The organism is Natronomonas sp. (assembly GCF_047616845.1).
Taxonomy (GTDB): domain Archaea; phylum Halobacteriota; class Halobacteria; order Halobacteriales; family Haloarculaceae; genus Natronomonas.
In genome coordinates this window covers 26,385-50,614 of record NZ_JBLGBY010000012.1, presented here as the reverse complement: position 1 = coordinate 50,614, position 24,230 = coordinate 26,385, and the positions used below count along the sequence as shown (strand labels likewise).

Genomic DNA, 24,230 nt, shown 5'->3' with positions numbered 1-24,230 from the left:
TTCTTAAACGTTCAGGAGTCTGTTGGCCGCCGTGTAGTGGTTGTGTCGTCACATGTCGGTTTCCTCTCCGGCCTACTCGCTCACTACGTTCGCTCCTTGAGGCCGGAGGCTCCACCTCGAAAATGCTCACCCGGCGACTTCCACTTCAACGCACCAACATCGTGCCCGTTCGCTTCAAGTTCATCAAGCGAACTCTCGTTTTGGTACAGGCGAGTTACTGTGCGCTGAAGCGCTTTCGAATTCACCTCAGAAAACACATCAAACTTCTCTTTCCAATCCGTGAGCCGATCGTGGTGTTTGTACGCACTCCCGATATTCGCCGCGTTAACGTTATTGTACTCGTACAGGGCGTAGTTGTAGCCCTGCCGATGAATATCGATCTGAGACTCGATAGCCACCTCTACCTCCGAATCCGGATAGGCCGGGTAGCGATGACTGTACTCCATCGATACATATCATTTCTCCATCAGTCACTTAACGGTTCGCACCAGCAACACAGCAATTCATCTCCCCCCTACTCACAACGGTTCCTTGAGGAAGGAGCCTTCTCGCTGAATACGGTAAAACGGCGGTTTTAGCACCCAGTGAAGGCAGACACGCGCGCGGGCGTGCGAGGGTTTTTTACCCACCGGGGGATTAGGGAGAGACAGATACTTAGATGTCTCAGGATAGCGAATACAGTGCCGGGCAGATTCAGGTTCTGGAGGGGCTCGAAGCCGTCCAGAAGCGTCCGGCCATGTACATCGGGTCGACGGACGCCCGAGGTCTCCATCATCTCGTCTACGAAGTCGTCGACAACTCCATCGACGAGGCGCTCGCCGGCCACTGTGACACCATCGAGGTCGTCATCAACGAAGACGGGTCGGTGACCGTCAGGGACGACGGCCGGGGCATCCCGGTCGACATCCACGAGGAGTACGACCGCCCGGCCGTCGAGGTCATCATGACGGTGCTGCACGCTGGCGGGAAGTTCGACGCCAAATCCTACCAGGTCTCTGGTGGGCTCCACGGCGTCGGCGTCTCTGTCGTCAACGCCCTTTCGAAGTGGCTGGAGGTCGAGGTCAAGCGGGACGGTGCCGTCTGGCAGCACCGCTTCGATCACGGCCAGCCCGAGGACGGGATCGAACGGGTTCGCGATATGGAACCCGACGAGGAGACGGGCACGGAGATCCGGTTCTGGCCCGACGACGACATCTTCGAGACGACGGAGTACACCTACTCCACGCTCGAATCCCGGCTCCGGGAACTCGCATTCCTCAACCCCGGCGTCGAAATCACGCTCCGCGATGAACGCCCCGAGGAAGCCGAGGAGTCGCGCTTCCAGTACGACGGCGGCATCAAGGAGTTCGTCGAATACCTCAACGAGACCCGCGATATCCTCCACGAGAACGTCATCTACTTCGAGGACGAGGAGGATGACATCCAAGTCGAAATCGCTATCCAGGCCACTGCGGGCGTACAGGGATCGATTCACGCCTTTGCGAACAACATCAACACTCGCGAAGGTGGCACTCATCTCACGGGCTTCAAGACCGCGCTCACGCGCGTCATCAACGATTACGCTACCTCCAACAACATGCTGGCCGACCTCGACGGCAACCTCAAGGGTGAGGACATCCGCGAGGGGCTGACCGCCGTCATCTCGATCAAACATCCCGACCCGCAGTTCGAGGGCCAGACGAAGACGAAACTCGGCAACAGCGAGGTTCGCGGTATCGTCGAGGGCGCCGTCCACGAGGAGCTGGCGACGTATCTCGAAGAACACCCCGACACCGCCGAGGTCGTCATCTCGAAGGCCGTCGAGGCTGCAAAGGCCCGGAAAGCCGCGAAGAAAGCCGAAGAGCTGACGCGCCGGAAATCCGCACTGGAATCAACGAGCCTCCCCGGCAAACTGTCGGACTGTCAGACCCGCGACCCCGAGGATTCGGAACTGTTCGTGGTTGAGGGTGACTCCGCCGGCGGGTCGGCAAAACAGGGTCGCAACCCTGAGTTCCAGGCTATCCTCCCGATTCGCGGGAAGATTCTCAACGTCGAGAAACACCGCCTCGACCGCATCCTCGAGAACAACGAGATTCGGAACCTGATTACGGCCATCGGCACCGGCATCGGCGAGGAGTTCGATATCGAGGAGGCCCGGTACCAGAAGATCATCGTCATGACCGACGCTGATGTCGACGGAGCCCACATCCGGACACTCCTGTTGACGTTCCTGTACCGCCACATGGCGCCGCTTATCGAGGCCGGCTACGTGTATGCCGCCCAGCCGCCGCTCTACCGGATTCGATACAAGGGCGAGACGTACGACGCCATGACCGAGGCCGAACGCGAGAAGATCGTCGAGGAGGTCTGTGACGGCAGCCCCGGACAGGTACAGCGGTTCAAGGGGCTCGGCGAGATGAACCCCAAACAGCTGTGGGACACGACGATGAATCCGGAGAACCGGATTCTCAAGCAGATCACCATCGAGGACGCTGCGGCCGCAGACCGCATGTTCAGCGTCCTGATGGGCGATGCCGTCGAGCCGCGCAAGCAGTTCATCAAAGAGCACGCAGACGACGCCGAGTGGGTCGATATCTAACATGAGTTCAGACGCACCAGAGACGCCGGACGTTCCGGCAGAGAAAGTAGAGCCCGTCCGCATCGAGGACGAGATGGAGCAGTCGTACATCGACTACGCGATGAGCGTCATCGTCGGGCGTGCACTGCCCGACGCACGAGACGGCCTCAAGCCCGTCCAACGGCGCATCCTCTATGCGATGTCGGAGATGGGCATCACCGCCCGCGCCGGCCATCGGAAGTCCTCATCCATCGTCGGCGAGACGATGGGGAACTACCACCCCCACGGTGACAGCGCCATCTACGATGCGCTGGCCCGGATGGCACAGGACTTCTCGCTCCGATATCCCTTGGTCGACGGTCAGGGGAACTTCGGGTCGACCGACGGCGACCCACCGGCTGCGATGCGGTACACGGAGGCTCGGATGGCCCCCATCGCCGAGGAACTGCTCGCGGACATCGACAAGGACACCGTCGATTTCGAGAGCAACTACGACGACCGGCTGACCGAACCCGCGGTGCTGCCGTCGAAGGTGCCGAACCTGCTCGTCAACGGTGCCTCTGGCATCGCAGTCGGGATGTCGACGAACATCCCGCCGCACAACCTTGGCGAGGTCATCGACGCCGCAATCCATCTCATCGACAACCCCGACTGCTCGGTTACTGACCTCGTCGACACGCCGAAATCGGACGGCTACGTCAAGGGGCCGGACTTCCCCACCGGCGCGAAAATCGTCAACCGCGAGGGGCTGTGGGACGCCTACACCGAGGGCCGCGGCCGGCTCCGCGTTCGCGCGGACATCGACGTCGAATACAAAGACAGCGGCGGTGACCGCATCGTCATCTCCGAGCTCCCGTATCAGGAGAACAAAGCCAGACGCGTCGAGCGCATCGCTGAGGACGTCCAGGAGGGCAAAATCGAGGGCATCTCGGACATCCGCGACGAATCCGACCGCGAGGGCGTTCGCGTCGTCATCGACTGCAAGCGCGGCGCGAACGTCGATGTCGTGAAGAACCAGTTGCTGGAGCGACACTTCGAGACGACCTTCTCGGTCATCTCGCTGGCGCTGGTGGACGACCAGCCCCGCGTACTGAATCTCAAGGAACTGCTCGAGCAGTTCGTCGCCCACCGACGGGAGGTCGTTCGCCGACGCTCGCAGTTCGAACTCGGCGAGGCCGAAGACCGTGCCCACATCCTCGAAGGCCGGCTCATCGCGCTGGACAACGTCGACGATATGGTCGAACTCATCCAGGGGAGCGAAGACCGCGACGCCGCCATTGCTGGCATCCAGACTGAGTACGACCTCTCGAAGGAGCAGGCCGAACACATCGTCCGGATGCAGCTCGGTTCGCTCACGTCCATGGAGGCCGGCGAGGTGCAGGACGAATACGAGGGAGTTCAGGCCGAAATCGAGCGGCTCGAAACCATCCTCGGTGACGAGTCGGAGCTGCTCGATGTCATCAAGGACGAACTCCGCGAGGTCAAAGACGAGTACGCCGACGAGCGCCGGACGGAGATCATCCAGGACGCCGGGTCGGTGTCCCGTGAAGACCTCATCCCCGAGGAGGAAGTCGCCGTCGTGGTGACGGAGGACGATTACGTCAAACGGATGCCGATCGCGGAGTTCGACCCCCAGCATCGCGGCGGGAAAGGTATCATCGGCTCGCGTCCGAAAGAGGGTGACCGCGTCTCGACGGTGTTCACAGCCTCGACCCACGATTACCTGCTCTGCTTTACGAATCAGGGACAGGTCTATCGGCTGAAAGTGTTCGAGTTGCCGGAGATGGGCCGGACGGCCCGCGGCACCTCCGCCGTCAACATCATCGACCTCGATGACGGCGAGGAGATCACGGCCGTCGTCAACACCGACGACATCGACGAGGGGTATCTCGCGATGGCAACCCGGAACGGCTACGTGAAACGCACCGCCGTCTCGGACTTCGAGAACGTCCACTCCGGCGGGATTCGCTCCGTCCGCCTCGAGGACGACGACGCCTTGGTCGACGTCGAGGTGACGCCCGGCGAGGGCGACCTGCTGCTCGGTACGCGGCAGGGGATGACCATCCGCTTTGCCGAGGAGGATGCCCGTCCCATGGGCCGTTCTGCCCGCGGTGTCAACGGCATCAAACTCCAAGATGACGACCAGGTCGCTGGGCTCGTCGCCGCGGAGGCCGACGACAACCGCGACCTGTTGACGGTCACGAAGAACGGCTTCGGCAAACGGACGCCGCTGTCGGAGTACCGCCAGCAGTCCCGGTACGGGAAGGGGCTTATCGACATCAAGACCGACGAGCGCAACGGTGAAGTCTGCTCGATCAACGCCGTCGAAGATGGTGACGGCCTCGTCATCATGAGCGAGTCCGGCCAGATTATGCGCACCGAGGTCGGCGAAGTGTCGGAGGTCGGCCGGAACACGAAGGGCATCGTCGTGATGCGGCTTGAAGACGACGACCGCGTTGCTGGCGTCGATGTCGTCGAGAACGCCGACGAGGACGAAACTGAAGGGGACGAAGAGTCCGAAGCGGCCGACGAGGACGAAACTGAAGGGGACGAAGAGTCCGAAGCGGCCGACGAGACATCAGAGGAGTAACACCCCGACCGCCTTTTCACACCTGATCCCGCCGCCGGTCAGAGGATTCGCTCCCCGAGGCCGCTGGCGACCAGTTCCGTGGCGAGCTCTGCGGTTCGGTTGTGAGAGTCGAGAATCGGGTTCACCTCGACGACCTCCATCGAGGAGAGCGCGCCCGTCTCGGCGACGAGTTCCATCGCGGCGTGGGCCTCACGGTACGTGACGCCGCCGCGGACGGGCGTTCCCACACCGGGCGCTTCGTCAGGGTCGAGAAAGTCCATGTCGAGGCTCGTATGGAGCGCATCGACGCCGTCGAGGGCGGCATCGAGGGCATCCTCGACGACGGGCACGAGGCCGCGGCTGTCGATGTCGCTCATCGTGTAGGCAGTGACCTCGCTGTCTCGGATGGCGGTTCGCTCCTCGGCGTCGATATCCCGCAGGCCGACCATAGCGACGTTCTCCTCGTCGATGTCGGCGTTCGCCCAGCTCATGTCGCCGAAGACGCCGCGTCCGAGCATGGCCGCGACGGGCATCCCGTGGACGTTGCCGCTCGGGGAGGTCGATGGTGTATTGAAATCGCCGTGGGCGTCCAACCAGAGGACGCCGATGTCCTGCTTTTGTGCGGCGCCGTTGACGCTGCCGATGGCGACGGAGTGGTCACCACCGAGCACGAGCGGCACCGACCCCTCTTCGATTGCGTCGGCGACGGCGCTCTCGACGCGACGGCACACCCACCGCGTCTCCCGGAGGTATTTCGCGTTGCCCCCCTCCGGCCGTTCAGCGTTCGGGTCACGGCCCTCTGGCCGTGGGACAGGGAGGTCACCAGCGTCGTCGTGGGACATACCGACCGAATCCACAACATCTGAGAGCCCGGCGTACCGGATGGCCGACGGCCCCATGTCGACGCCACGGCGGTCGGCGCCGAGATCCATCGGCGCCCCGATGACTCGCAGTTCCATACCGTCGCTTTTCGTTCCCGCCTCTTAATGCAATCGTTGCCGGTACCGGCATACGGCGGGAGCTCACTGCGATTGGCATGTACGTCCGCATGCGGACGCTGAGCGCCAGTAATGGCGTTCTCACGGGGTCTGCATTCCACCGTCGGGTTTAAGGACGGAACTACCAAATGATAGTTCATGTCATCAATCGAGCTCACTCCGAGCCAGAAGACGATTCTGCAGGAGCTCATCAACCTCTACCGGGAGTCGGAAAGCGCTGTAAAAGGTGAGGACATCGCCGACCAGGTCGACCGGAACCCAGGCACGATTCGCAACCAGATGCAGAGCCTCAAAGCGTTGCAGCTTGTCGAAGGGGTACCAGGGCCGAAAGGCGGGTACAAACCGACCGCGACGGCCTACGACGCACTGAAAATCCAGGAGATGGATCAGGCAGCGGACGTTCCGTTCCGTCACAACGGCGACCTCATCGAGGAGGCGAACGTCCAGGAGATCGACCTCACGAGCGTCCACCACCCTGAACTCTGTCGGGCCGAAATCAAGATGCAGGGCTCTATTGCTGACTTCAGCGAGGGCGACCCCATCAGCGTCGGTCCGACACCGCTCTCGAAGCTCCTCATCGAGGGGGCGCTCGAGGGAAAAGACGACACCAACAACAGTCTGATTCTCACCATCGACAAGATGAAAGCGCCGGCTGGAGACGAAGAGCCGCTCCACTAACGGCTCCGAAAACCGCAATCAGGCGGTGCTCCCGGCAACTTTCGCCGCCATGGGCGTTTCAACAGGTTTGTATCAGTGGCTTCCCCAGCGTACAGTATGACGGACGACATCGTCGTACTGGGGTCGGGTTATGCCGGCACCGGTGCGGTCAAGCAACTCGAATCGGAGCTCAATGGTGAAGCCGACGTTACGTGGGTTTCTGACGTCGACCATCATCTCGTTCTTCACGAATCGCACCGCTGCATTCGTGACCCCGACGTCCAAGAGAAGATCACCTTCGACATCGACGAGATCAAATCCCCGTCGACCCGCTTCGTCCAGGGTCGCGTCGAGGCAGTCGACACCGACGACCGCGTCATCACGCTCGAAGACGACTCGACGATCGACTACGACTATCTCCTCGTCGGCTTCGGCTCTCAGACCGCTTTCTTCGGCATCGACGGCCTTGAGGAGTACTCGCTGACGCTCAAGACCCTCGAGGACGCACTTGAGATTCACGACGCCGTCACCGAAGCGGCCCGCGAAGCCTCCCGCAGCGACCCTGCCCAGATTATCGTTGGCGGCGCTGGCCTTTCTGGCATCCAGTCTGCCGGCGAAATCGCCGAATTCCGAGACAAACACCGCGCACCGCTCGACATTCACCTCGTCGAGGGACTGGACAACGTCTTCCCGAACAACGACCCTGTCGTGCAGGCGAAACTCCGCAAACTGCTGGAGGAGAAAGGCGTCGAAATCCACACCGGCGAGTTCATCGGTGAGGTCGACGAGGAGACCGTGTACGTCGGCGACGAGAAAGAACTCGATTACGACGTGCTGCTGTGGACGGGTGGCATCACAGGTCAGGACGCCGCTGAGACGGCCGACGTCGAGAAGGACGAGCGCAGCAACCGTATCGAATCCGCCTCGAACTTCCAGACCTCCGACGAACGCATCTTCGCCCTCGGCGACGCCGCACTCATCGACCAGCCCGGTCAGGAACAGCCCGCACCGCCGACCGCACAGGCTGCCTGGCAGGCCGCAGAAGTCGCCGGCGAGAACATCGCTCGCTCGATTCGCGGCCAGCCGCTGAAGGAGTGGGAGTACGACGACAAAGGGACGCTCATCTCCGTCGGCAGCAAGGCCGTCGCCCACGACGTCAAGGGACTGCCCGTCGACACCTTCGGCGGCCCCGCTGCGAAAGCGCTGAAAAAGACCGTCGCCGCCCGCTGGATCAAGACGGTCAACGGCTTCGCCGACGCCGCGAAGGCCTTCCCGGATATGTAGAACCGGCCGATACACTACCGCTTCTGCGCCGCTTTCGACGCATCAGCTATCGAGCGACAGCCCGGCATGCCAGTGGTCGACACCGGCTTCGTCTTTTCGGCGTTCCATTTTCGCAAGTAGTGCTGCGGCGAGTGAGGCGGTTTCGGCCGCTCTCGCCTCGCCCTCGGTTCTGAACTCCCCGGTGACACGGTTAGCGTAGACCGTACAAACCGCGCCAGCACGAAGCCCATAGAGGCTTGCAAGCGTCATGATGGCGCTTGCCTCCATCTCGAAATTGAGGACGCCGGCCTCCTGGAGTGCTTCAAGCCGGGCTTCGGCTCCAGCCGCTTTGAATCCGTCAATCCCTGGTCGCGATTGGCCCGCATAGAAGGAGTCAGTAGAGCAGGTCACGCCGAGGTGATACGGGTGGCCAAGGCGTTCGGCAGCCGTCACGAGCGCCGTCACCACTTCGTCGTGGGCGGCTGCTGGGTAATCCTCGCGGACGTATTCATCACTCGTCCCTTCCTGCCGGACGGCAGCAGTCGTGATGACGAGATCGCCGACTTCGACATCGGCCTGAATCGAGCCACAGGAGCCGACCCGGATGAACGTGTCCGCGCCCACGCGAGCCAGTTCCTCGACGGCGATTGCGGCTGAGGGCGAGCCAATGCCCGTCGATGTGACTGACAGCGGCTCGCCGTCGTAGGTGCCCGACAGCGTCCGGTACTCCCGGTGGCTCGCGCGCTCGTCGTACTCGTCCCAGAGGTCTGCAATGATGTCGACGCGGTCTGGGTCACCCGGTAGCAGAACCGGGCCCGAGATGTCCTCCTCCTCGAGTTCGACGTGATACTGTTCGTCGTCGGGACTCCCTTCGTCCGTGGTCATTCCAGTTGCTCCATGGAGATGGTGTTCGGAATCAGCTCCCCCAGCGTGTAGACGGAAGGCTCGCCGTCGCCCTCACAGATGATTCGGAGGTCGTCATCACAGAACTCCGCGAGCGACTGTCGACACATCCCACACGGCGTGACGCCGTCGCGACGGTCGGAACTCACCGCGATACGCTCGAACGAGCGATGGCCGGCTTCGACGGCTTTCGACAGCGCCAGCTCCTCGGCGTGGATGCTGTTCGAGAAGTTCGCGTTCTCGACGTTACAGCCGGTGAACACCGTTCCGTCGTTGGTCTCCAGCGCCGCGCCGACCTGGTACTCCGAGTACGGTGCATACGAGTCGCCGACTGCATCACGAGCGGTCGTGAGAAGTGCCTCCTCATCCATACCCGTATCTCGTCGGCCGGTCGCAAATACCTAACCCGGGCTATGCGGCATCGGCGACCGCGCGCTCGACGACCGCCACAACGTCTTCGACAAGGGTGTCCACGTCGTCGCTTTCGGCATAGACGCGCACGTACGGTTCGGTGCCGCTCGGGCGAACGAGTACCCAGGCGGCGTCCTCGAACGTCAGTCGAACGCCGTACTCGGTATCCACGTCGGTCTCGGGAAACGCCTTGGAGAGTCGTGTCTCCACAAGCGACATGACGTCGGGCTTCCGTTCGTCGGGGCAGTCGACGCTTACCTTCCGGTACGGCCGTTCGGTGATCGGCGCACGGAGCGAATCGAGGCCATCTCGGGCGACGAGTGCGCCGAAGACGGCGCTGCTTGCGACGGCGTCGATCCACGGGCCGAACGCGGTGTGGACGTGCTTCCAAGGTTCGGCAGCGAAGACGACGGTGGCGTCGTCACGCTTCGGGTGCTGGACGCGGTCGATTCCTTCATGAAGCGCGCCAAGGCGAACGCGCTCGACGCGGCCGCCGCTTGTCTCGACGTGGTCATCGATACGTGCGGAGGCGTTCGGCGTCGTCACAACGACGGGGTCTGCTGCGTCGCTGGCCCGTACGTACACGCCTGCGATGATAGCGAGGATGGTGTCCTCGTGGACGATGCCGCCGTTCTCGTCGACGATGACGATGCGGTCAGCGTCGCCGTCATGGCCGATGCCCAAATCGAACTCGCCGTCGGCGACGAACGCTCGGAGCGTCTCGAGGCTCTCCGGCGTCGGTTTGGACTCTCGGCCGGGGAAGTGACCGTCGATATTGGCGTTGAGCGTCACCACTGACGCGCCGAGTTGCCGGAGCACCTGTGGGGTCGCGAGACTCGCCATCCCGTTCCCGCAGTCGACAGCGACGTGTAATCCCTGGCAATCGTCGACCGTCTCATGAGTGAACCGTGCAACCGCTTCACGGTAGTCGTCGAGCACGTCCTCCGAAGTCGAGTGTCCCCACGATTCCCAGTCGGTCGGTTCCGTCGCGGCGTTGATGCGTGATTTGATTGCCTGTTCCGCCTCTCGGTCGTACTCGCTGCCATCGACGAACAGTTTCAGCCCGTTGTCGTGCGGTGGGTTGTGACTCGCGGTGACCATGATTCCCTGCCGGCCCTGGGAAGCGTAGGCGAGCGTGGGCGTGGGTACCTGTCCGAGCCTCGTGATGTCCGCGCCACCGCTTTCCAATCCGGCCTCGACGGCGGCGACGAGCGCCGGCCCGGTTTCGCGGCCGTCTCGTCCGACGACGAAGGCGTCGCCGTCCGCTGCGGCGGCCTGCCCGACGGCGAGCGCGAGCGACGGCGTCACCTCGGTTCGGACGTCTCCCCGGATTCCGGCGGTTCCGAACAGCTCCATACCCAACCGAACGCACCGGAGCACTTGAAACAGCCAGATAGCGAACAGCCAGCGCGGCGGCGTCGGCGACCCGTGCGCTGGACTCCCGCCTGGGCGGGTCGCCGATGGCTCATCAGCGCACGCGCAGTCTGGTCTCGTTTTAGTTTATAAACCGTCGTCTGGTGCCGGAAGCGTCAGGCGATGTCTCGGCTGGTGTCGATTTCGACCTGGTCGGACAGCTCGAGTTTGATGACGTCGGCCAGGGCCTGCCCGCCACGGAACTTCGGAACCGCGAGGTGGTTCTCGATGCGGTCGCCTTTGACCTGCGTGTCCAGTTGGAAGACGATATCGGCCATGTGTTCGGTCGTATCCCGGAGCTCCGGAACGTTGTGGCCGTCGAGACAGTGGAGAATCGCCAGGCTATCCGTGTTATAGATGTGGTTCTGCAGTTCGTTCAGGAAGTTGCGATAGCGAGTCGGCTCCTGTCGTTCGAGCACGTCGACGGGGTCGACGATGAGGTTCGAAGAGTCCGGCAGCGCTGAGACGAGTTTCGCGGCGTTGTCGATGGGGGCGTCGCCGGTCACGTCTCGGACGGTCGGGTCTCCGGTTCTCGTCGGTGCGGTGCTGATGCTGTTCGAGACGGAGTCGCCGTTGCGGTCGAGTGAGAGGTATAGCGTCCCGCGAGTCGCGGTGAGTTCATAGAGAAACAGCTCGGCCTGACTCGCAGGCTGGGCGGCGAGCGCAACGATGCTTCCGGCCGGGATACCACCGTTGAGCTTCCGGTCGAGAACGCTGATACCGGTCCGGAGGCGCTCACTCATCGGTGTCTTATATCCGGGGCCCAGCGGATTAAACCTTCTGGCGCGTCTGACGCGCCGTAACGGCCGGGAAACAGTGTCACAACGACACACGGCAGCGGTCACCGAACAGCCATCCGGTCGGGACATTCAAGAGCGTCCGCGACGGGGTTCCGATAATGCGGGACGACCATATCATCAGCGCGAAGCAGCTATCGCGCAGCGATATCGAGGCGGTGCTCGACCGCGCCGCCGAGATCGCCGACGACCCTGGCGCGGTGGCCGACTCGAAGGACGGGGAGCTGCTTGGGTTGTTGTTCTTCGAACCCAGCACCCGGACGAAGATGTCGTTTACGACCGCGATGAAGCGGCTCGGCGGCGACACCGTCGACATGGGGAGCGTCGAATCCTCGTCGGTCAAGAAAGGCGAGAGCCTCGCGGACACCGTCCGCGTCATCGAGGGGTATGCAGACGCGCTCGTGCTTCGACACCCGTCCGAGGGGTCGGCGAAGCTCGCAAGCGACTTCGTCGATGTCCCGGTCATCAACGCCGGCGACGGCGCAGGGCAGCACCCGACCCAGACGCTGCTCGACCTCTACACAATCCGGGAGAACGCCGGCTTTGACGACCTCACCATCGGCATCATGGGCGATCTGAAGTACGGCCGAACGGTGCACTCGCTCGCTCACGCGCTGACAAATTTCGATGCTAGCCAGCATTTCATCAGCCCGGAGAGCCTGCGGCTGCCCCGAAGCGTCCGATACGACCTGCATGAGGCGGGGGCGCAGGTGCGAGAGCACACCGACCTGGAAGACGTGCTCGGCACACTCGACGTGCTGTACGTCACGCGCATCCAGCGGGAGCGGTTCCCCGACGAGAACGAGTACCGACAAGTCGCCGGCGAGTACCGCATCGACACCGAACTGCTGGAGCGAGCCAACGATGACCTGACGGTGATGCATCCGCTGCCACGAGTCGACGAGATCGCCCCCGATGTCGACGGGACAGAGTACGCGACCTACTTCGAACAGGCACACAACGGCGTTCCCGTCCGAATGGCGCTGCTCGAGGAACTCCTATGACCGAAACCGAACTCCGCGTTTCCAAGATCGAAAGCGGCACCGTGATCGACCACATCGCCGGCGGGCAGGCGCTCAACGTCCTTGCCATCCTCGGCATCGACGGCTCCTCCGGCGAGGAGGTCAGCGTCGGCATGAACGTCCCCTCCGACCGTCTCGGTCGTAAGGACATCGTGAAGGTCGAAGGCCGGGAGCTGAGTCAGGACGAGGTCGATGTCCTCTCGCTCATCGCGCCGGCGGCGACCATCAACATCGTCCGTGATTTCGACGTCATCGAGAAACACCGCGTCTCCCGCCCCGAGGAAGTCACCGGCGTGCTGTCGTGTCCGAACGCCAACTGCATCTCGACGGAAGACGAGCCGGTCGACTCCCGTTTCGAGGTGCTCGACGACGGCGTTCGCTGTACGTACTGTGAAACCATCATCCGCGAGTCCATCGCCGCCCACATCAGCGTCGCGTAGGGACGTCGACGCCCGGCGCGGCGCGGGCGACTCGCGGGCCCGCCGCTGAGACCCCTTCGAACGAGTCGTCACGTGCTGTCGCGGTCACGGCCATCACGTCCGGGTGTGCAGCCAGCGGATTGACACAGTTCGCATGGGCCGAGGAGAAAGACTATGGCCTCGCCGGCCGAGTATGGTACTGTATGTCGAAGAAAGCACTCGCGCTCGTTCTCGTCGCAGCGGCCGTCCTGCTGTACGCGAAAAAGAAGTAACGCCTCCCAACCACCTTCCTTCCGAACGACTTACCCTCGGCGAGTGCCGAGCATCGGTATGTACGGCGTCGTCACGCGCAACGAGGAGGAGGCCCGGTGGCCGGATTTCGACCGCGCCTTCTACGAGGTGAAAGACGTCTCCGGTCGCTCCGCCGAACCCATCGAGGAGGCGGTGAGCATGGTCTCCTGTTTCGGCGATAACGCCGCTGGCGAGGAGAACCCTGATATTGTGCCCGTCTCCCCAGACGGACAGTTGGCGACACGCGACCGCACCCACTTCGATTGGGCCTACGTCTGCCCGACACACGAGGGATACCGCGAGGGGCTCCTCGAAATCATCGAGGACTGCGTCGCAGTCAACCCCGATGTCCGTCTCGATGATATCGGCTTTCCGCGGGCCGAATACTGCTACTGTGACCGCTGTAACGCACGGTTCGAGTCGTGGGTCGAGACCCGTCACGAGGCCGGCGAGGGGCCGCCCCCGGACGAAACGACCGTCGACGACCGCTACGAGTGGCGCGCCGATGTCATCACCGAGTTCGTCGCCGACGCGACCGACCGCATCCCCGGCAAGACGTACATGACGCTGTATCCAGACCCCTACGAGGGCCACCTCTACGAGCGGGCTGGCATTGACCTCGATGCGGTCGAACAGTACGTCGACGAGTTCGTCGTTCCGCTGTACGACACCCACTACGGGACGACCTACTGGCTCGAAACGATTGCCAGCGGATTCGTCGACCGCCTCGACACGCCGGTCAGCATCGAACTCTACGCCGTCGACGTGGACATCGACGACCTGATTCACGCCACGGAGGTCGCGTTCGAGTACGGCGAGTCGGTACTTTTCGGCTACGAGGCTTCTAACGCACGAGCGGCGCTGCGACGGATGGATGCCGACGCCCGAGACGGCGTCGAGTGGTATTGACCTCCTCCACGGCCTGGAGGACGTGGAATCCGACCATCGGATTTCCGCCGAGCGTGACGTTCGAGGTTCCAACCCGCACTCAAGAGGAACCGGCAAATACCGGAGGAACGCTCGTTTCCTCCCCTGTATAGGGCTGTGGCCCGGTCAAACAGGCCCCATCGGAATCCGTGTCATCGCCGTGCGAACCACCGCTGGTTCGTCGCCCCTTGTGGTTCGGGGCCGGCATCTCACCGATTCCGTAGCACTCCATGCTACACGGGGCCACGGAAAAACGGTTGCGGTGGGAAACCCGGCAGCCGCCGCCCGTGGTTCGTGGCCGCTGTGTCCGCTCACCCCCCGCCTGTTCGCTCCTCGGTTCCGACACCCTGTCGGAACACTCCTCACTCACGGGAAGACGGAGGTATGCGCTCGTCTCTCTATCAGACCGGCCGGAGATGCTCACAGTCGCCCGCAGACACCCGCTTTTCTCCCGCATCCGTCTCGACTACGAGCCTGCCTGGGAACTCCACGTCGACGGCTTCGCCGACGACCTCGCCGCCCGGCGTCTCGACTCTGACGCGTCGCCCGAGCGTACTCGAAAGCTCGCGCCACGCCGGCAGGACGGCCTCCGGATCATTTCGTAGTTCGTCGAACCGTTCGAGAATCGCCTGGGTCAGTTCCGCACGCTCGATGTCACCGACCTCCTCGCGGAGCGTCGTTGCCGTCTCCGGAACCTCGCCGGCGTCGATGTTCGCGTTGAGCCCGATACCGACGACGACCCAGGAAACGCGGTCGGCCTCACCTTCCATCTCGGTGAGGATGCCGACGAGTTTCTTCTCCTCCGGGCCGACGAGAACGTCGTTGGGCCATTTGATGGCCGCATCGACACCGAGGTCGCGGACGGCTTCCGTCGTCGCGACGGCCGCCGCGAGCGTGTAAATCGGCGCCTGTGCGGGCGGCAGGTCGGGCCGGCAGACGAGACTGAGCCAGATGCCACCCGACGGCGACGACCATTCGCGGTCGAGCCGCCCGCGGGCGCCGGTCTGTTCGTCGGCGAGCACCGCGACGTCCCCGGCGCCCTCGCTTGCGAGTTCGCGTGCGCGGTCGTTCGTACTCCCGATACTGTCGTGATACTCGATATCGAAGGCCGCATCGAGGCCGAACTCGACAGCTGCGCCGCCGAACTCCGGGACGTCGGTCAAAATATAGCCGTCGTCGCAGCTCTCGATACTGAAGTCCGCCTCCCGGAGCGCCTCGGCGTGTTTCCAGACGGCGGCACGCGAGACGTCCAGTTCCGTCGCCAGCTCCGGGCCCGATACGGGGCCGTCAGCGAGCGCCTCGAGTACCCGTCGTCGCGTCTCCTGCATACGGACATCTCGGGAAGCGAGAATAAATAGCCTGCCGCAACGCGGGCGAGCTTAGATACGCTCGATGATGGTCGCGATGCCCTGGCCGAAGCCGATGCACATCGTACAGAGGCCGTACTGGCCGTCACACTCCTCGAGCTGGTAGGGGAGCTTGCCGAGCAGGCCCGAGCCGGTTGCACCCAGGGGGTGCCCGTGGGCGATTGCGCCGCCCCAGACGTTCGTCTTCTCCCAGTCGGCGCCGGTCTCTTCGAGCCAGGCGGCGACGACGGCGGCGAACGCTTCGTTGACCTCGAAGCGGTCGATGTCGTCGATGGTCATGTCGTTCTGTTCCAGAATCTCATTGGTGGCCGGAATCGGCCCCGTCAGCATCGTAACCGGGTCGACACCGACGACGTGGCTGTCGACGATGCGGGCCATCGGCTCCCAGCCGTGCTCCTCTGCGGCCTCCTCGCTCGCGATGAGCAGGCCACCGGAGCCATCGACGATGCCCGAGGAGTTACCGGCGTGGTGGAAGCCGTTCTCCTGGCTGCGGAACGACGGCGGCAACTGCGAGAGCGTCTCGACATCGGTGTCGGGACGCGGGTGTTCGTCCTGCTCGACGGTAACCGAATCGCCGTCGAGTTCCGTTTCGACGGATACGACCTGGTCGTCGTAGTGGCCGGCCTCGGCGGCCTCGCCCCATCGGGATTGGGTCTCGGCGGCAATCTGGTCGAGTCGTTCGCGCGAGAAGCCGTAGTTCTCGGCGATTCGATCTGCGCCCTCACCCTGCGTGGTGAGTTCATCGAAGTATTCGAAGTACGTGTCCGTGACGCTGTTACCGTCTGACCCCATCGGCACGCGTGTCATGTGCTCGACACCGCCGGCGATGATGACATCGTGCATGCCACTTGCGACCTGCCCGGCGGCGAAGTTGATGGCCTGCTGGCCCGACCCGCACATCCGGTTGAGTTGGACGCCGGGGACGCCGTCGCCCCAGCCGGCGACCATAGGCGCCAGACGGCCCACGTTGAGCCCCTGCTCGTCGACCGGCGTCACGCAGCCGTAGATGACGTCTTCGATGGTTTCGGGGTCGAAATCGTTGCGCTCGCGGAGCGCTGCGAGCGGTTCCGCGGCGAGGTCTTGCGGATGCGTGTCTCGGAACGAGCCGTCTCGTTTGCCGAACGGCGTGCGAACGGCATCGACAATGACTGGCGTACTCATGTGTCTCGTGAACACACGGTAAGGGAGCCCTTGGGTGTTGTGGTGTCTATAACAGGCGTATTCAAGACCGGAACGCGATTTCGGCGACACTCCCCTCGAATTTACTGGGTGTGTCACTCGTGACACCCCCGGAATCGCCTGCTTGAACCACCGCGCCGGTCACGGCCTATCCCGAATCCTCGACCAACGGTACACCGACGGTCATGTTCTCGAGGACGACTGTCCCAGGTGTTCGATCCGACCCGTGGCCGAGCGACAGCGCGAAGAAGAGCCGCTACTCGACACCGACCGTGGTCACGGTCGCCGAGAGCCCTGGAACGCCTCCGACAGTCACGGCCCCGTCGCTAACTCAAGATGGACTGGCACGCCAGTCGGCGTGGCCGCGGTTCCACCCGACGGTTCCTCGGTGCTTCCGGTCAGGGCATCACTGCCCTCGTGCGAAACCGCGAGATCGACGCCAGCGGCCAGCGTCGTGCGGTCATCCAGCGCGTCAACCGCGACGCAGCCTTGGTCGTCCGCCGTCGTCAGCGGTACCGATCCGACCAACTCACGGGAATCTCCGGTGCCATCGCGGATGGCCTCGAAGAACCGCAATCGGCGTTAACCGAAGTCACCACCCGGCGAACACACGTCCGCTTGGTTCATCCGGCCGAGTCGGGCGTCCTGCTGTGTTCCCAGCGGGAGGACACTCGGCAGTTGGTGGCCGCCGGGCCGCCGTTGAGTCCGATGAGCGCGCTCCGTTCGCGGGCCTCGTCCGTGAGCGTCCGCTCGAAGTTCTTCCAGCCGTTGTTAAGGTTGCCCGAGATGCCTTGGCCCATCACGAACTACTTGCGCCGATTCGGTATTGTGATATACAGTTTATGGTCGCCAAAATCGCTTTCTCACCCCGTTGTGGCTCGGTTTCTCGGAAGCGCTCGGAGTACGAACCAGAAAACTACAACTCCCCGGAGGGTGAACTCCCTGCTATGAGTCTCTCGCTCGAGGAGGAGTGCCCCGAATGTGGCGCAACCGAGTTCTACAAGGCCGCGAGCATGCGCATCCAGCTCGGCACGAAGAAGAAGTGGCACTGCCCGGACTGTGACTACGGGTTCGTGACCATCAACGGCATCGACACCTCGGCCTGACGGTTTCGGCCAAGAGTTTTCGCTCCCGTCTGCGAGTACAGCGACGGTACAGTTTCGACTCCCCGTTTTCGCTACTCGCACGCATGGTCGTCGCCTGGGTGTCCTGTCGATGTTCTCACTCATCGTTGCCGTGCTACTGATCGCCGAAGGGTGCGCGCGGCTCTTCTAGCCGCATTATCGCCGGCCGCACTCGCCAGCGCGCTCGCGCGGCCGCAAACCGACCTCCGCGACTGGGATCGGTCGGTCGCAGTCATGGACATCCTCCCGCCCGCCGAGCCCGAGGTTGTCGATGGGGCAGTTCCGCCACCATATCCACCGACCGCCGAACGGGTGGAATATCTCCGAAATCTGGTCGAAACCGCCGAAACGGCGGGCTGAGCAGCGACCGAACGGCGACTGATAAACCATATGCTGCGATAGCAAATCTAGCAAAATCGAACCGAGAGACCCGTCGCTGCTGGGCTGCTACCGTCGAAAAACGGGCGTTCGGGCTACGCGTCGTCCAGTGCCTGCCAGGAGAGTCGCGGATTCCGGGCGGCCGACACCTGGTCGATGCGCGCGGCGGCCGTTCGTTCGGGCGCCGATTCGAGCGTCTCGGTGTCGTCCGCACGGGCGGCGTTGAACGCCGCGGCGAGTTGGTCGAGGGTGCGCTTGTTCTCGATTTCGGTCGGTTCGGTCATCAGCGCCTCGCCAACGATTTCGGGCCACTTCGTCGTCGGCGGGTGGACGCCGTAATCGAGCATGCGTTTCGCCACGTCGGCAGCGTCCTGCTCGCCAGCACTCGCGACGAACTCGTGGTGGAACGGGCCGAAGGGAATCTCGTAGTCAATCTGCGCCGCGAGATAGTTCGCGTTCAGGACGGCTTTCGCGGAGGCGTCAGCCAGCCCCTCGTCACCGAGGCGGGCGATGTAGGCGAACGCCTTCAGAAGCACGAGCCAGTTGCCCTGGTAGCCGTGTACCTTGCCGATGGACTGTTCAGGCTCGTACAGTTCATACCCACCATCGGACGTCCGGACGTGTGGGTCGGGCAGGAACGGAGCGAGTTCCTCGGTAACGCCGACGGGGCCAGCACCGGGGCCGCCGCCGCCGTGGGGCGTCGCGAACGTCTTGTGGACGTTGTAATGCATGATGTCGAAGCCCATGTCGCCGGGTCGGGCGCGTCCGAGGAGGGCGTTGAGGTTCGCACCGTCGTAGTAGAGCAGCCCGCCGACGTCGTGTACCATCTCGGAAATCTCCTCGATGTCACGCTCGAAGAGCCCGAGCGTGTTCGGGTTAGTGAGCATCAGAGCGGCAGTCTCCTCGGAGAGCGCGGCGTCGAGCGCTTCGAGGTCGACGCGGCCGTCCTCCGCGGAGGGAAGCGTCACCACGTCGTAGCCGGCCATCGCGGCACTTGCGAAGTTCGTCCCGTGGGCGGAGTCCGGGATGACGACCTCGCTGCGGTCGTCGCCGTTGGCCTGCTGGTAGGCCTTCGCGATGAGGATGCCGGCGAACTCCCCGGCTGCGCCCGCGGGGGGCTGCAGCGTGACGGCGTCCATCCCGCCAATGCGACCGAGGTAATCCTGCAAGTCGTACTGTAACTGCAGCGTTCCTTGTGTGCTCCGTTCGGAACGGCCCGGGTGAACGGCGGCCTTCGGGTGAGCCGCCACGTCCTCGGTGAACTTCGGGTTGTACTTCATCGTACAGGAGCCGAGCGGGAACGGGCCCGATTCGACGCCGTAGTTCATCTCCGAAAGCCGGGTGTAGTGGCGGGCCAATTCGGGCTCGCTGAGGTTCGGCAGCTCAACGCTGTCCCGTGTGAGGTCATCCGGCAGCGACGAGCCGATGTCGACGGATTCGGTGTGCTTCTCGGAGAGAAGGGGCTCGTAGGTCTCCTCGTCGTCTCGCCAGCGCGCCTGGTCGTACGTGAGCGGTGTCTCGTCAGTCATCGGGCAGCCTCCTGGAAGGCGGTGACGAAGCCACCGACATCGGTCTCGTTCGTCTCCGTGACACAGACCTGTATCTGGTGGTCACCGACGACGTGGACGGCGTAGCCGATGTCCTCGAGGTCTTCGGCGACAGCCGGTGCGGGCTGGTCGGTGTGGACGACGAACTCCCGGAAGTGATGGCGGTCGTGGACGGGCGCTTTCACGCCGCGGAGGTCATCGAGGCGGTCGGCGAGGTCGCGAGCGCGCGTGACACAGTCCTCAGCGAGGTCGACCAGGCCGTCCGGGCCGAGCCATGCGACGTGCATCGCCGTCCGGAGGGCGACCCACGCCTGGTTCGTACAGATGTTCGAGGTGGCCCGCTCCCGGCGGATGTGCTGTTCGCGCGTCTGGAGCGTGAGCGTGTAGGCGCGCCGATCGGTTTCGTCTTCGCTTGCGCCGACCAGTCGCCCCGGCACCTGCCGGAGGAATTCTTCTCGGCAGGCAAAGAGGCCGAGGCCCGTGCCGTAGGCGGCTGGCAAGCCGAGCGTCGCGGCGTCACCGACGACCACGTCCGCGCCGACGGCGGCCGGTTCCTCGAGGAGCGCGAGCGCGACGGGGTCGGAGCCGAGGACGAACAGCGCGTCGTGCTCGTCGGTCAGCCGCCCGACGGCATCGAGGTGCTCTTCGATGGTGCCGCGGATGGTCGGGTTCTCAGCGTAGACGAGCACCGTCTCCTCGCCGACGCGCTCGGTGAGGGCGTCCCGGTCGACGTTGCCGTCATCCATCGGGTACGTCTCGATGGCGAGGTCGTGGCCTGCGACGTAGTTCTCCAGCGTATCGCGGCAACCGGTCTGGAGCGACTCGGGAACGAGTACGACGGTGCCGGATGTCTCGCGGACGCGAGTGGCGAGCGTCGCGGCTTCGCCGAGCGCTGTCGCCGCGTCGTACATCGAGCAGTTGGCGACGTCGAGACCGGTCAGCTCCACGAGCATCGACTGGTATTCGAACAGGGCCTGCAGGAACCCCTGTGCGACCTCGGGTTGGTACTGTGTGTAACTGGTCAGAAACTCGGAACGAGCCGAGAGGGCATCAACCATCGAGGGGACGTAGTGGTCGTAGTGGCCGCGGCCGAGGAACTCTGTGAGGTCGTCGTTCTCATCGAGCCTCCGGTCGACGAGCCGTCGTACCGCCTGTTCGCTTCGGGGGTCGATGCCGAACGCACCGTCGAAACGGACGCCGTCGGGGATGTCAAAAAGTGCCTCCTCGCTGTCAGCGCCGACTGCCGAGAGCATCGACTCCGTCTCGGTGTCGGTGTGGGGCGCGTAGGGGCTACCGTTGGCTGTCATAGGAAACTGAGCGTATCGGCTCTTGCGACGCATGGCTAATGAGAGCCCCGGTTCCGCCACACGCAACTGCATACACACTCCCCAAATATCCAATGTGATATACACGTACGTGTAACTCTCGCGGAGCGAGCAGTTTTAAGAGGGTGCCGGTAGACGTGTCTTCTCATGACAACGTTCCTAGCCGCGACGGACAACGAGAAGACAAGCAAACGACTGCGACGGTATCTGCAGGGCCGCGTCACCGACGATGATACGGTATACATCATCAACTCCCTAAAAGGCGGGGACAGCACCTCCGACCGTGCGGTCATCGACGGCGAGGAGGCAATGGAGGAGCTCGCCGAGGGACTACCGAACACCGAAACCCACCAGCTCGTCCGCGGGAACGATCCCGAAACGGACATCAAGAAGTTCGCTTCGAAACACAGCGCCGACGAGATCGTCATCGGCATTCGACAGCGCTCCCGTACCGGGAAAATCGTCTTCGGGTCGACCGCACAGGACGTCCTGCTTTCGATAGATATTCCGGTCGTCGCTATCCCACTCGAATAACGATGAGCGCAGACGAACTTCAGGCGGCACTCGATGAACTGCAGGCTGCCCGCGACCTCGCGGACGGAGAGGCAGCAGAACGACTCGAAACCATCATCGGCCGCGTCGAGAAGGCCATTGACGCCGGGCGAACAATGGATCACGGTGTGCTCGCCCGGATGCTCCGGACGATCTCGGAGATTCAGGAAGACGCGGACGCCGACCTCGAAGCGGCGCTCGAATCGGCCAGCGAAGCCATCACGACGTACCGTGAAGGCGTTCCGGGCGCTTAATCGTCCAGTTCGACGGCGCCCTCTTCTAAGAGGTTCTCGGCGAGTATCGGCACGAACGTCCCGATATCGGTGACCATGCCGACGGCCTGTGCCGACCCGCGGTCGAGCAGTTGCGTGACGGTCGCGGGGTTGATATCGACGCAAACGACGCGAGCAGTCGATGGCAGGCAGTTACCGACGGCCACCGAATGCAGAAGCGTCGACAACATCAACACCATGTCGGCCTCGTGGGCCTGCTCGCGGATGGCGTTCTGTGCCTCGATGGCGTCCGTAATGGTGTCCGGCAGCGGGCCGTCGTCCCGAATCGACCCCGCGATGACGTAGGGGACGTCGTTTTCGACGCACTGGTACATGACGCCCGAGTCGATGAGTCCGTCCTCGACGGCCTCCTCGATGCCGCCCGCCCGGATGACCTCGCTGATAGCGTAGATGTGGTGTTTGTGGCCGTGCCGGGCGTGGTCGAGCGTTTCCGTGTTGACACCGAGGGAGGTTCCGTACAGGTCGCGCTCGATGTCGTGGACAGCGAAGCCGTTGCCGATGGAGAGGGAGTCGACGTACCCGTTCTCCACGAGGCGGGCGAGGTCTTCGCGCGCCCCGGAGTGGATGAGTGCGGGACCGGCGACGACGAGGACGTTGCCACCCTCGGCTTTCGTCTCCTCGATGGCTTCCGCGATCTGCTGGATAGTCGATTCGGAGGGCCGCTCCGAGGAGACGCCGCCCTGCATGAAGCCGAATGCGCCCTCCTGGTCGCGGGGGCGTTCCGGCGGCTGAACCCGGATGCCTGCGTCGCCGGTGACGATGCGGTCGCCCTCCTCGACGGCGTTGAGTACCTTCGTGTACGCGCGTACGTTCGAATCGCCGTCGCGCGGCTCATTGCCGCTCGATTCCTCCGAGCCGCGTGGCGACTCCCGTTCCTCGACGACGACGGCACAATCCATCTCGACATCCTCGACGTCGACCCACTCGCCCTCGTAGCGGATCTGCGTCGGGTGGTTCGTCGTCGAGTAGAAGCCGTGCGGGACGACCCGGTCTTCCGGCGCCGGTTCCAGGGTCGCGTCAGCGGGGTCAGCCGGATTCGCGCCCTGCTGGTGGAGGTCGTGGACGATACGCTGGAGATCCTCTTCGGTGTCCGCGGTGACGAGCAGGCGGGCGTACGACTCCTTATCTTTCCGGCGGCCGATGTCGAACTCCTCGACGTCGAAGGAGCCGCCGCGATCCATGATGATGCCGAATGCAGCCTGCATCATCCCCGAGTCGATGATGTGGCCCTCCAGTTCGACGACGCGAGAGACGCTCATACGTCGGCGGAGGGCAGCGTCCGGTAAGTCGGTTGTGGGTTCCCGTCAGCCAGAGTATGTATGAAATTGGGCAAACAGCTATATTTGCTGGTTCTACAAGAGTTGGCATGGCAGGTGCAACCAGTACCCAGTCCAGTGTCGAATCGGGCAGTAGCCAACAGAAGACGGTCGCGCTCGTCTTCGGTGCGGTGTTCGTACTCGTGGGCATCCTCGGGCCGGTACTCGGCGGCGCGGAGGGCAACCTCATCGTCTTCGGCCGGAACTACATCCACGACGTCATCCACCTCGCCAGCGGTCTGGTGGGAATCGGTGCGGGGCTCGCGGCGGGCGGCAAGTACGCCGGCGAGTATCTGAAAGGATTCGGTGCCGTGTATCTCGTGGTCACGATCGCCGGCTTCCTTGCGTCCGGTCTGCTCGGTGACCTCATCGGGCTGAACATGGCCGACAACGTCCTGCACCTCGTGCTCGCGATTGCACTTCTCGGTGCCGGGTTCGGCCTCGAAGAATAACGATACCCGTTCGGCTGTTTTTTCGGCGCGTTACACCTGTACGGCGGCCAAACCGTCCAAACGTCACGGTCAGCCGCTCGCGGCCCCGGTTCGGCACCGGACAGCCCAGCCACAATCGCTGGCTGCATCGAGTCGGCGATGGAGCGCGCGCAGGCCCGCCGATTCCGTCGCCGGGAGCACGTGGAACTCGACGGTGCCGTCCCGAACTGCGACCCGGAAGGTGTCGCCCGTCTCGTCGTCATGGACGAGATACAGCGGCATCGGCAGGTCGAACCAGTCGCCGTAGCGGTACGGCGGCTGTTCAAGGACGGCTTCGACGAGTGCCGCGAGGTCGGCGTCCGGCTGCTCGGCCGTCGGCGTGAGCGAGAACACTGTCTCGCCCTCGTATTCGACACCACCGCGTCGCGGGTAGCGTCGCTCGGGGCGCTCCGGGATGGCGAACGTCGGCGTATCGTCGTCGGCCACAGGTC

The 24,230-nt window shown here is 63.7% G+C and carries 25 protein-coding genes and 1 pseudogene; 12 read left to right on the top strand and 14 right to left on the bottom strand.

Going from position 1 to position 24,230, the window contains the following annotated elements; translation table 11 throughout:
• Positions 1–125: 125 nt before the first annotated feature.
• Positions 126–446: pseudogene (locus ACI8UR_RS04350) on the bottom strand (RNA-guided endonuclease TnpB family protein); the annotation flags it as partial.
• A gap of 212 nt (positions 447–658) precedes the next feature.
• Between ACI8UR_RS04350 and gyrB the strand changes: the two are divergent.
• Both gyrB and gyrA read left to right on the top strand, forming a co-directional pair.
• Complete coding sequence (gene gyrB, locus ACI8UR_RS04345) at positions 659–2,578, top strand: DNA topoisomerase (ATP-hydrolyzing) subunit B (protein ID WP_415087592.1); 1,920 nt, start codon at positions 659–661, stop codon at positions 2,576–2,578.
• 1 nt (position 2,579) lies between these two features.
• The gene (gyrA, locus tag ACI8UR_RS04340; RefSeq protein WP_411715321.1) at positions 2,580–5,147 is read left to right on the top strand and encodes a DNA gyrase subunit A; all 2,568 of its coding nucleotides are present in this window, start codon (positions 2,580–2,582) and stop codon (positions 5,145–5,147) included.
• Positions 5,148–5,185: 38 nt separating this feature from the next.
• Here the strand turns inward: gyrA and rocF are convergent, their stop codons facing one another.
• Positions 5,186–6,085, bottom strand: a complete 900-nt coding sequence (gene rocF / locus ACI8UR_RS04335; RefSeq protein ID WP_411715320.1) for an arginase — start codon at positions 6,083–6,085, stop codon at positions 5,186–5,188.
• 177 nt (positions 6,086–6,262) lie between these two features.
• Between rocF and ACI8UR_RS04330 the strand changes: the two genes are divergently transcribed.
• Together ACI8UR_RS04330 and ACI8UR_RS04325 are read left to right on the top strand one after the other, a co-directional pair.
• Complete coding sequence (locus tag ACI8UR_RS04330; RefSeq protein ID WP_411715319.1) at positions 6,263–6,802, top strand: HTH domain-containing protein; 540 nt, start codon at positions 6,263–6,265, stop codon at positions 6,800–6,802.
• A gap of 96 nt (positions 6,803–6,898) precedes the next feature.
• Entirely contained in the window at positions 6,899–8,065 is a 1,167-nt protein-coding gene (locus ACI8UR_RS04325; protein WP_411715318.1) for an NAD(P)/FAD-dependent oxidoreductase, read from the top strand.
• Between the two features lie 42 nt (positions 8,066–8,107).
• Here the strand turns inward: ACI8UR_RS04325 and ACI8UR_RS04320 are convergent, their stop codons facing one another.
• From ACI8UR_RS04320 to ACI8UR_RS04305, 4 genes are all read right to left on the bottom strand, one after another.
• Positions 8,108–8,929, bottom strand: coding sequence for a nucleoside phosphorylase (locus ACI8UR_RS04320; RefSeq protein WP_411715317.1), 822 nt, complete (start codon positions 8,927–8,929; stop codon positions 8,108–8,110).
• Positions 8,926–9,318: a cytidine deaminase gene (cdd, locus tag ACI8UR_RS04315; RefSeq protein ID WP_411715316.1), complete on the bottom strand. Its 393-nt coding sequence runs from the start codon at positions 9,316–9,318 to the stop codon at positions 8,926–8,928. The genes ACI8UR_RS04320 and cdd overlap by 4 nt, the downstream gene beginning before the upstream one ends.
• A 40-nt stretch (positions 9,319–9,358) precedes the next feature.
• Positions 9,359–10,714: a phosphomannomutase gene (locus tag ACI8UR_RS04310; protein WP_411715315.1), complete on the bottom strand. Its 1,356-nt coding sequence runs from the start codon at positions 10,712–10,714 to the stop codon at positions 9,359–9,361.
• 173 nt (positions 10,715–10,887) lie between these two features.
• Positions 10,888–11,514: an RAD55 family ATPase gene (locus ACI8UR_RS04305; protein WP_411715314.1), complete on the bottom strand. Its 627-nt coding sequence runs from the start codon at positions 11,512–11,514 to the stop codon at positions 10,888–10,890.
• A gap of 155 nt (positions 11,515–11,669) precedes the next feature.
• On the opposite strand from ACI8UR_RS04305, the gene pyrB reads away from it, so the two are divergent.
• The 3 genes from pyrB (at position 11,670) to ACI8UR_RS04290 (ending at position 14,209) form a co-directional block, all read left to right on the top strand.
• A complete protein-coding gene (gene pyrB, locus ACI8UR_RS04300) occupies positions 11,670–12,572 on the top strand; it encodes an aspartate carbamoyltransferase (protein ID WP_411715313.1) in 903 nt (300 codons plus the stop codon).
• The gene (pyrI, locus tag ACI8UR_RS04295) at positions 12,569–13,030 is read left to right on the top strand and encodes an aspartate carbamoyltransferase regulatory subunit (protein ID WP_415087591.1); all 462 of its coding nucleotides are present in this window, start codon (positions 12,569–12,571) and stop codon (positions 13,028–13,030) included. Before pyrB ends, pyrI begins: the two co-directional genes overlap by 4 nt.
• Before the next feature lie 309 nt (positions 13,031–13,339).
• Positions 13,340–14,209, top strand: a complete 870-nt coding sequence (locus tag ACI8UR_RS04290; protein WP_411714132.1) for a hypothetical protein — start codon at positions 13,340–13,342, stop codon at positions 14,207–14,209.
• Positions 14,210–14,628: 419 nt separating this feature from the next.
• Here the strand turns inward: ACI8UR_RS04290 and ACI8UR_RS04285 are convergent, their stop codons facing one another.
• The 4 genes from ACI8UR_RS04285 to ACI8UR_RS04270 form a co-directional block, all read right to left on the bottom strand.
• Positions 14,629–15,555 (bottom strand): biotin--[acetyl-CoA-carboxylase] ligase, encoded by a 927-nt coding sequence (locus ACI8UR_RS04285; RefSeq protein ID WP_411714131.1) that lies wholly within the window; start codon positions 15,553–15,555, stop codon positions 14,629–14,631.
• A 51-nt stretch (positions 15,556–15,606) separates the two neighbouring features.
• Positions 15,607–16,755: a thiolase family protein gene (locus ACI8UR_RS04280; protein WP_411714130.1), complete on the bottom strand. Its 1,149-nt coding sequence runs from the start codon at positions 16,753–16,755 to the stop codon at positions 15,607–15,609.
• Between the two features lie 330 nt (positions 16,756–17,085).
• Positions 17,086–17,349 carry a hypothetical protein gene (locus ACI8UR_RS04275; RefSeq protein ID WP_411714129.1) on the bottom strand — a complete coding sequence of 88 codons (264 nt, stop codon included), beginning with the start codon at positions 17,347–17,349 and terminating at the stop codon, positions 17,086–17,088.
• Between the two features lie 47 nt (positions 17,350–17,396).
• Complete coding sequence (locus tag ACI8UR_RS04270) at positions 17,397–17,573, bottom strand: hypothetical protein (protein ID WP_411714128.1); 177 nt, start codon at positions 17,571–17,573, stop codon at positions 17,397–17,399.
• A gap of 147 nt (positions 17,574–17,720) precedes the next feature.
• On the opposite strand from ACI8UR_RS04270, the gene ACI8UR_RS04265 reads away from it, so the two are divergent.
• Both ACI8UR_RS04265 and ACI8UR_RS04260 read left to right on the top strand, forming a co-directional pair.
• Entirely contained in the window at positions 17,721–17,879 is a 159-nt protein-coding gene (locus tag ACI8UR_RS04265; protein WP_411714127.1) for a hypothetical protein, read from the top strand.
• A 150-nt stretch (positions 17,880–18,029) separates the two neighbouring features.
• Entirely contained in the window at positions 18,030–18,257 is a 228-nt protein-coding gene (locus tag ACI8UR_RS04260; RefSeq protein WP_411714126.1) for a hypothetical protein, read from the top strand.
• A gap of 113 nt (positions 18,258–18,370) precedes the next feature.
• On the opposite strand, the gene gcvPB is transcribed toward ACI8UR_RS04260, so the two are convergent.
• A complete protein-coding gene (gene gcvPB, locus ACI8UR_RS04255) occupies positions 18,371–19,804 on the bottom strand; it encodes an aminomethyl-transferring glycine dehydrogenase subunit GcvPB (RefSeq protein ID WP_411714125.1) in 1,434 nt (477 codons plus the stop codon).
• The gene (gcvPA, locus tag ACI8UR_RS04250; protein ID WP_411714124.1) at positions 19,801–21,129 is read right to left on the bottom strand and encodes an aminomethyl-transferring glycine dehydrogenase subunit GcvPA; all 1,329 of its coding nucleotides are present in this window, start codon (positions 21,127–21,129) and stop codon (positions 19,801–19,803) included. Before gcvPA ends, gcvPB begins: the two co-directional genes overlap by 4 nt.
• A 165-nt stretch (positions 21,130–21,294) precedes the next feature.
• Between gcvPA and ACI8UR_RS04245 the strand changes: the two genes are divergently transcribed.
• Together ACI8UR_RS04245 and ACI8UR_RS04240 are read left to right on the top strand one after the other, a co-directional pair.
• Positions 21,295–21,681, top strand: coding sequence for a universal stress protein (locus tag ACI8UR_RS04245; RefSeq protein ID WP_411714123.1), 387 nt, complete (start codon positions 21,295–21,297; stop codon positions 21,679–21,681).
• A 2-nt stretch (positions 21,682–21,683) separates the two neighbouring features.
• Complete coding sequence (locus tag ACI8UR_RS04240) at positions 21,684–21,953, top strand: hypothetical protein (protein WP_415087588.1); 270 nt, start codon at positions 21,684–21,686, stop codon at positions 21,951–21,953.
• Here ACI8UR_RS04240 and ACI8UR_RS04235 read toward each other — a convergent pair.
• The gene (locus ACI8UR_RS04235; RefSeq protein WP_411714121.1) at positions 21,950–23,251 is read right to left on the bottom strand and encodes a TIGR00300 family protein; all 1,302 of its coding nucleotides are present in this window, start codon (positions 23,249–23,251) and stop codon (positions 21,950–21,952) included. The genes ACI8UR_RS04240 and ACI8UR_RS04235 overlap by 4 nt on opposite strands.
• 107 nt (positions 23,252–23,358) lie before the next feature.
• Here ACI8UR_RS04235 and ACI8UR_RS04230 point away from each other — a divergent pair, with 107 nt between their 5' ends.
• Positions 23,359–23,760, top strand: coding sequence for a DUF4383 domain-containing protein (locus tag ACI8UR_RS04230; RefSeq protein ID WP_411714120.1), 402 nt, complete (start codon positions 23,359–23,361; stop codon positions 23,758–23,760).
• A gap of 69 nt (positions 23,761–23,829) precedes the next feature.
• On the opposite strand, the gene ACI8UR_RS04225 is transcribed toward ACI8UR_RS04230, so the two are convergent.
• On the bottom strand, positions 23,830–24,225 hold the full coding sequence (locus ACI8UR_RS04225) for a hypothetical protein (RefSeq protein WP_411714119.1): 396 nt from the start codon (positions 24,223–24,225) through the stop codon (positions 23,830–23,832).
• Positions 24,226–24,230: the final 5 nt, after the last annotated feature.

What these genes read in the sequence shown, in the direction of transcription:
- ACI8UR_RS04265 (WP_411714127.1), top strand. Translation starts at nt 17,721, where the DNA reads ATGAGTCTCTCGCTCGAGGAGGAGTGCCCCGAATGTGGCGCAACCGAG.
- ACI8UR_RS04245 (WP_411714123.1), top strand. Translation starts at nt 21,295, where the DNA reads ATGACAACGTTCCTAGCCGCGACGGACAACGAGAAGACAAGCAAACGA.
- pyrI (WP_415087591.1), top strand. Translation starts at nt 12,569, where the DNA reads ATGACCGAAACCGAACTCCGCGTTTCCAAGATCGAAAGCGGCACCGTG.
- rocF (WP_411715320.1), bottom strand. Translation starts at nt 6,085, where the DNA reads ATGGAACTGCGAGTCATCGGGGCGCCGATGGATCTCGGCGCCGACCGC.
- ACI8UR_RS04270 (WP_411714128.1), bottom strand. Translation starts at nt 17,573, where the DNA reads ATGGGCCAAGGCATCTCGGGCAACCTTAACAACGGCTGGAAGAACTTC.
- pyrB (WP_411715313.1), top strand. Translation starts at nt 11,670, where the DNA reads ATGCGGGACGACCATATCATCAGCGCGAAGCAGCTATCGCGCAGCGAT.
- ACI8UR_RS04305 (WP_411715314.1), bottom strand. Translation starts at nt 11,514, where the DNA reads ATGAGTGAGCGCCTCCGGACCGGTATCAGCGTTCTCGACCGGAAGCTC.
- ACI8UR_RS04280 (WP_411714130.1), bottom strand. Translation starts at nt 16,755, where the DNA reads ATGAGTACGCCAGTCATTGTCGATGCCGTTCGCACGCCGTTCGGCAAA.
- gcvPA (WP_411714124.1), bottom strand. Translation starts at nt 21,129, where the DNA reads ATGACAGCCAACGGTAGCCCCTACGCGCCCCACACCGACACCGAGACG.
- ACI8UR_RS04285 (WP_411714131.1), bottom strand. Translation starts at nt 15,555, where the DNA reads ATGCAGGAGACGCGACGACGGGTACTCGAGGCGCTCGCTGACGGCCCC.
- cdd (WP_411715316.1), bottom strand. Translation starts at nt 9,318, where the DNA reads ATGGATGAGGAGGCACTTCTCACGACCGCTCGTGATGCAGTCGGCGAC.
- ACI8UR_RS04290 (WP_411714132.1), top strand. Translation starts at nt 13,340, where the DNA reads ATGTACGGCGTCGTCACGCGCAACGAGGAGGAGGCCCGGTGGCCGGAT.
- ACI8UR_RS04320 (WP_411715317.1), bottom strand. Translation starts at nt 8,929, where the DNA reads ATGACCACGGACGAAGGGAGTCCCGACGACGAACAGTATCACGTCGAA.
- ACI8UR_RS04240 (WP_415087588.1), top strand. Translation starts at nt 21,684, where the DNA reads ATGAGCGCAGACGAACTTCAGGCGGCACTCGATGAACTGCAGGCTGCC.
- ACI8UR_RS04310 (WP_411715315.1), bottom strand. Translation starts at nt 10,714, where the DNA reads ATGGAGCTGTTCGGAACCGCCGGAATCCGGGGAGACGTCCGAACCGAG.
- ACI8UR_RS04325 (WP_411715318.1), top strand. Translation starts at nt 6,899, where the DNA reads ATGACGGACGACATCGTCGTACTGGGGTCGGGTTATGCCGGCACCGGT.
- ACI8UR_RS04330 (WP_411715319.1), top strand. Translation starts at nt 6,263, where the DNA reads ATGTCATCAATCGAGCTCACTCCGAGCCAGAAGACGATTCTGCAGGAG.
- ACI8UR_RS04235 (WP_411714121.1), bottom strand. Translation starts at nt 23,251, where the DNA reads ATGAGCGTCTCTCGCGTCGTCGAACTGGAGGGCCACATCATCGACTCG.
- gyrA (WP_411715321.1), top strand. Translation starts at nt 2,580, where the DNA reads ATGAGTTCAGACGCACCAGAGACGCCGGACGTTCCGGCAGAGAAAGTA.
- ACI8UR_RS04230 (WP_411714120.1), top strand. Translation starts at nt 23,359, where the DNA reads ATGGCAGGTGCAACCAGTACCCAGTCCAGTGTCGAATCGGGCAGTAGC.
- gyrB (WP_415087592.1), top strand. Translation starts at nt 659, where the DNA reads ATGTCTCAGGATAGCGAATACAGTGCCGGGCAGATTCAGGTTCTGGAG.
- gcvPB (WP_411714125.1), bottom strand. Translation starts at nt 19,804, where the DNA reads ATGACTGACGAGACACCGCTCACGTACGACCAGGCGCGCTGGCGAGAC.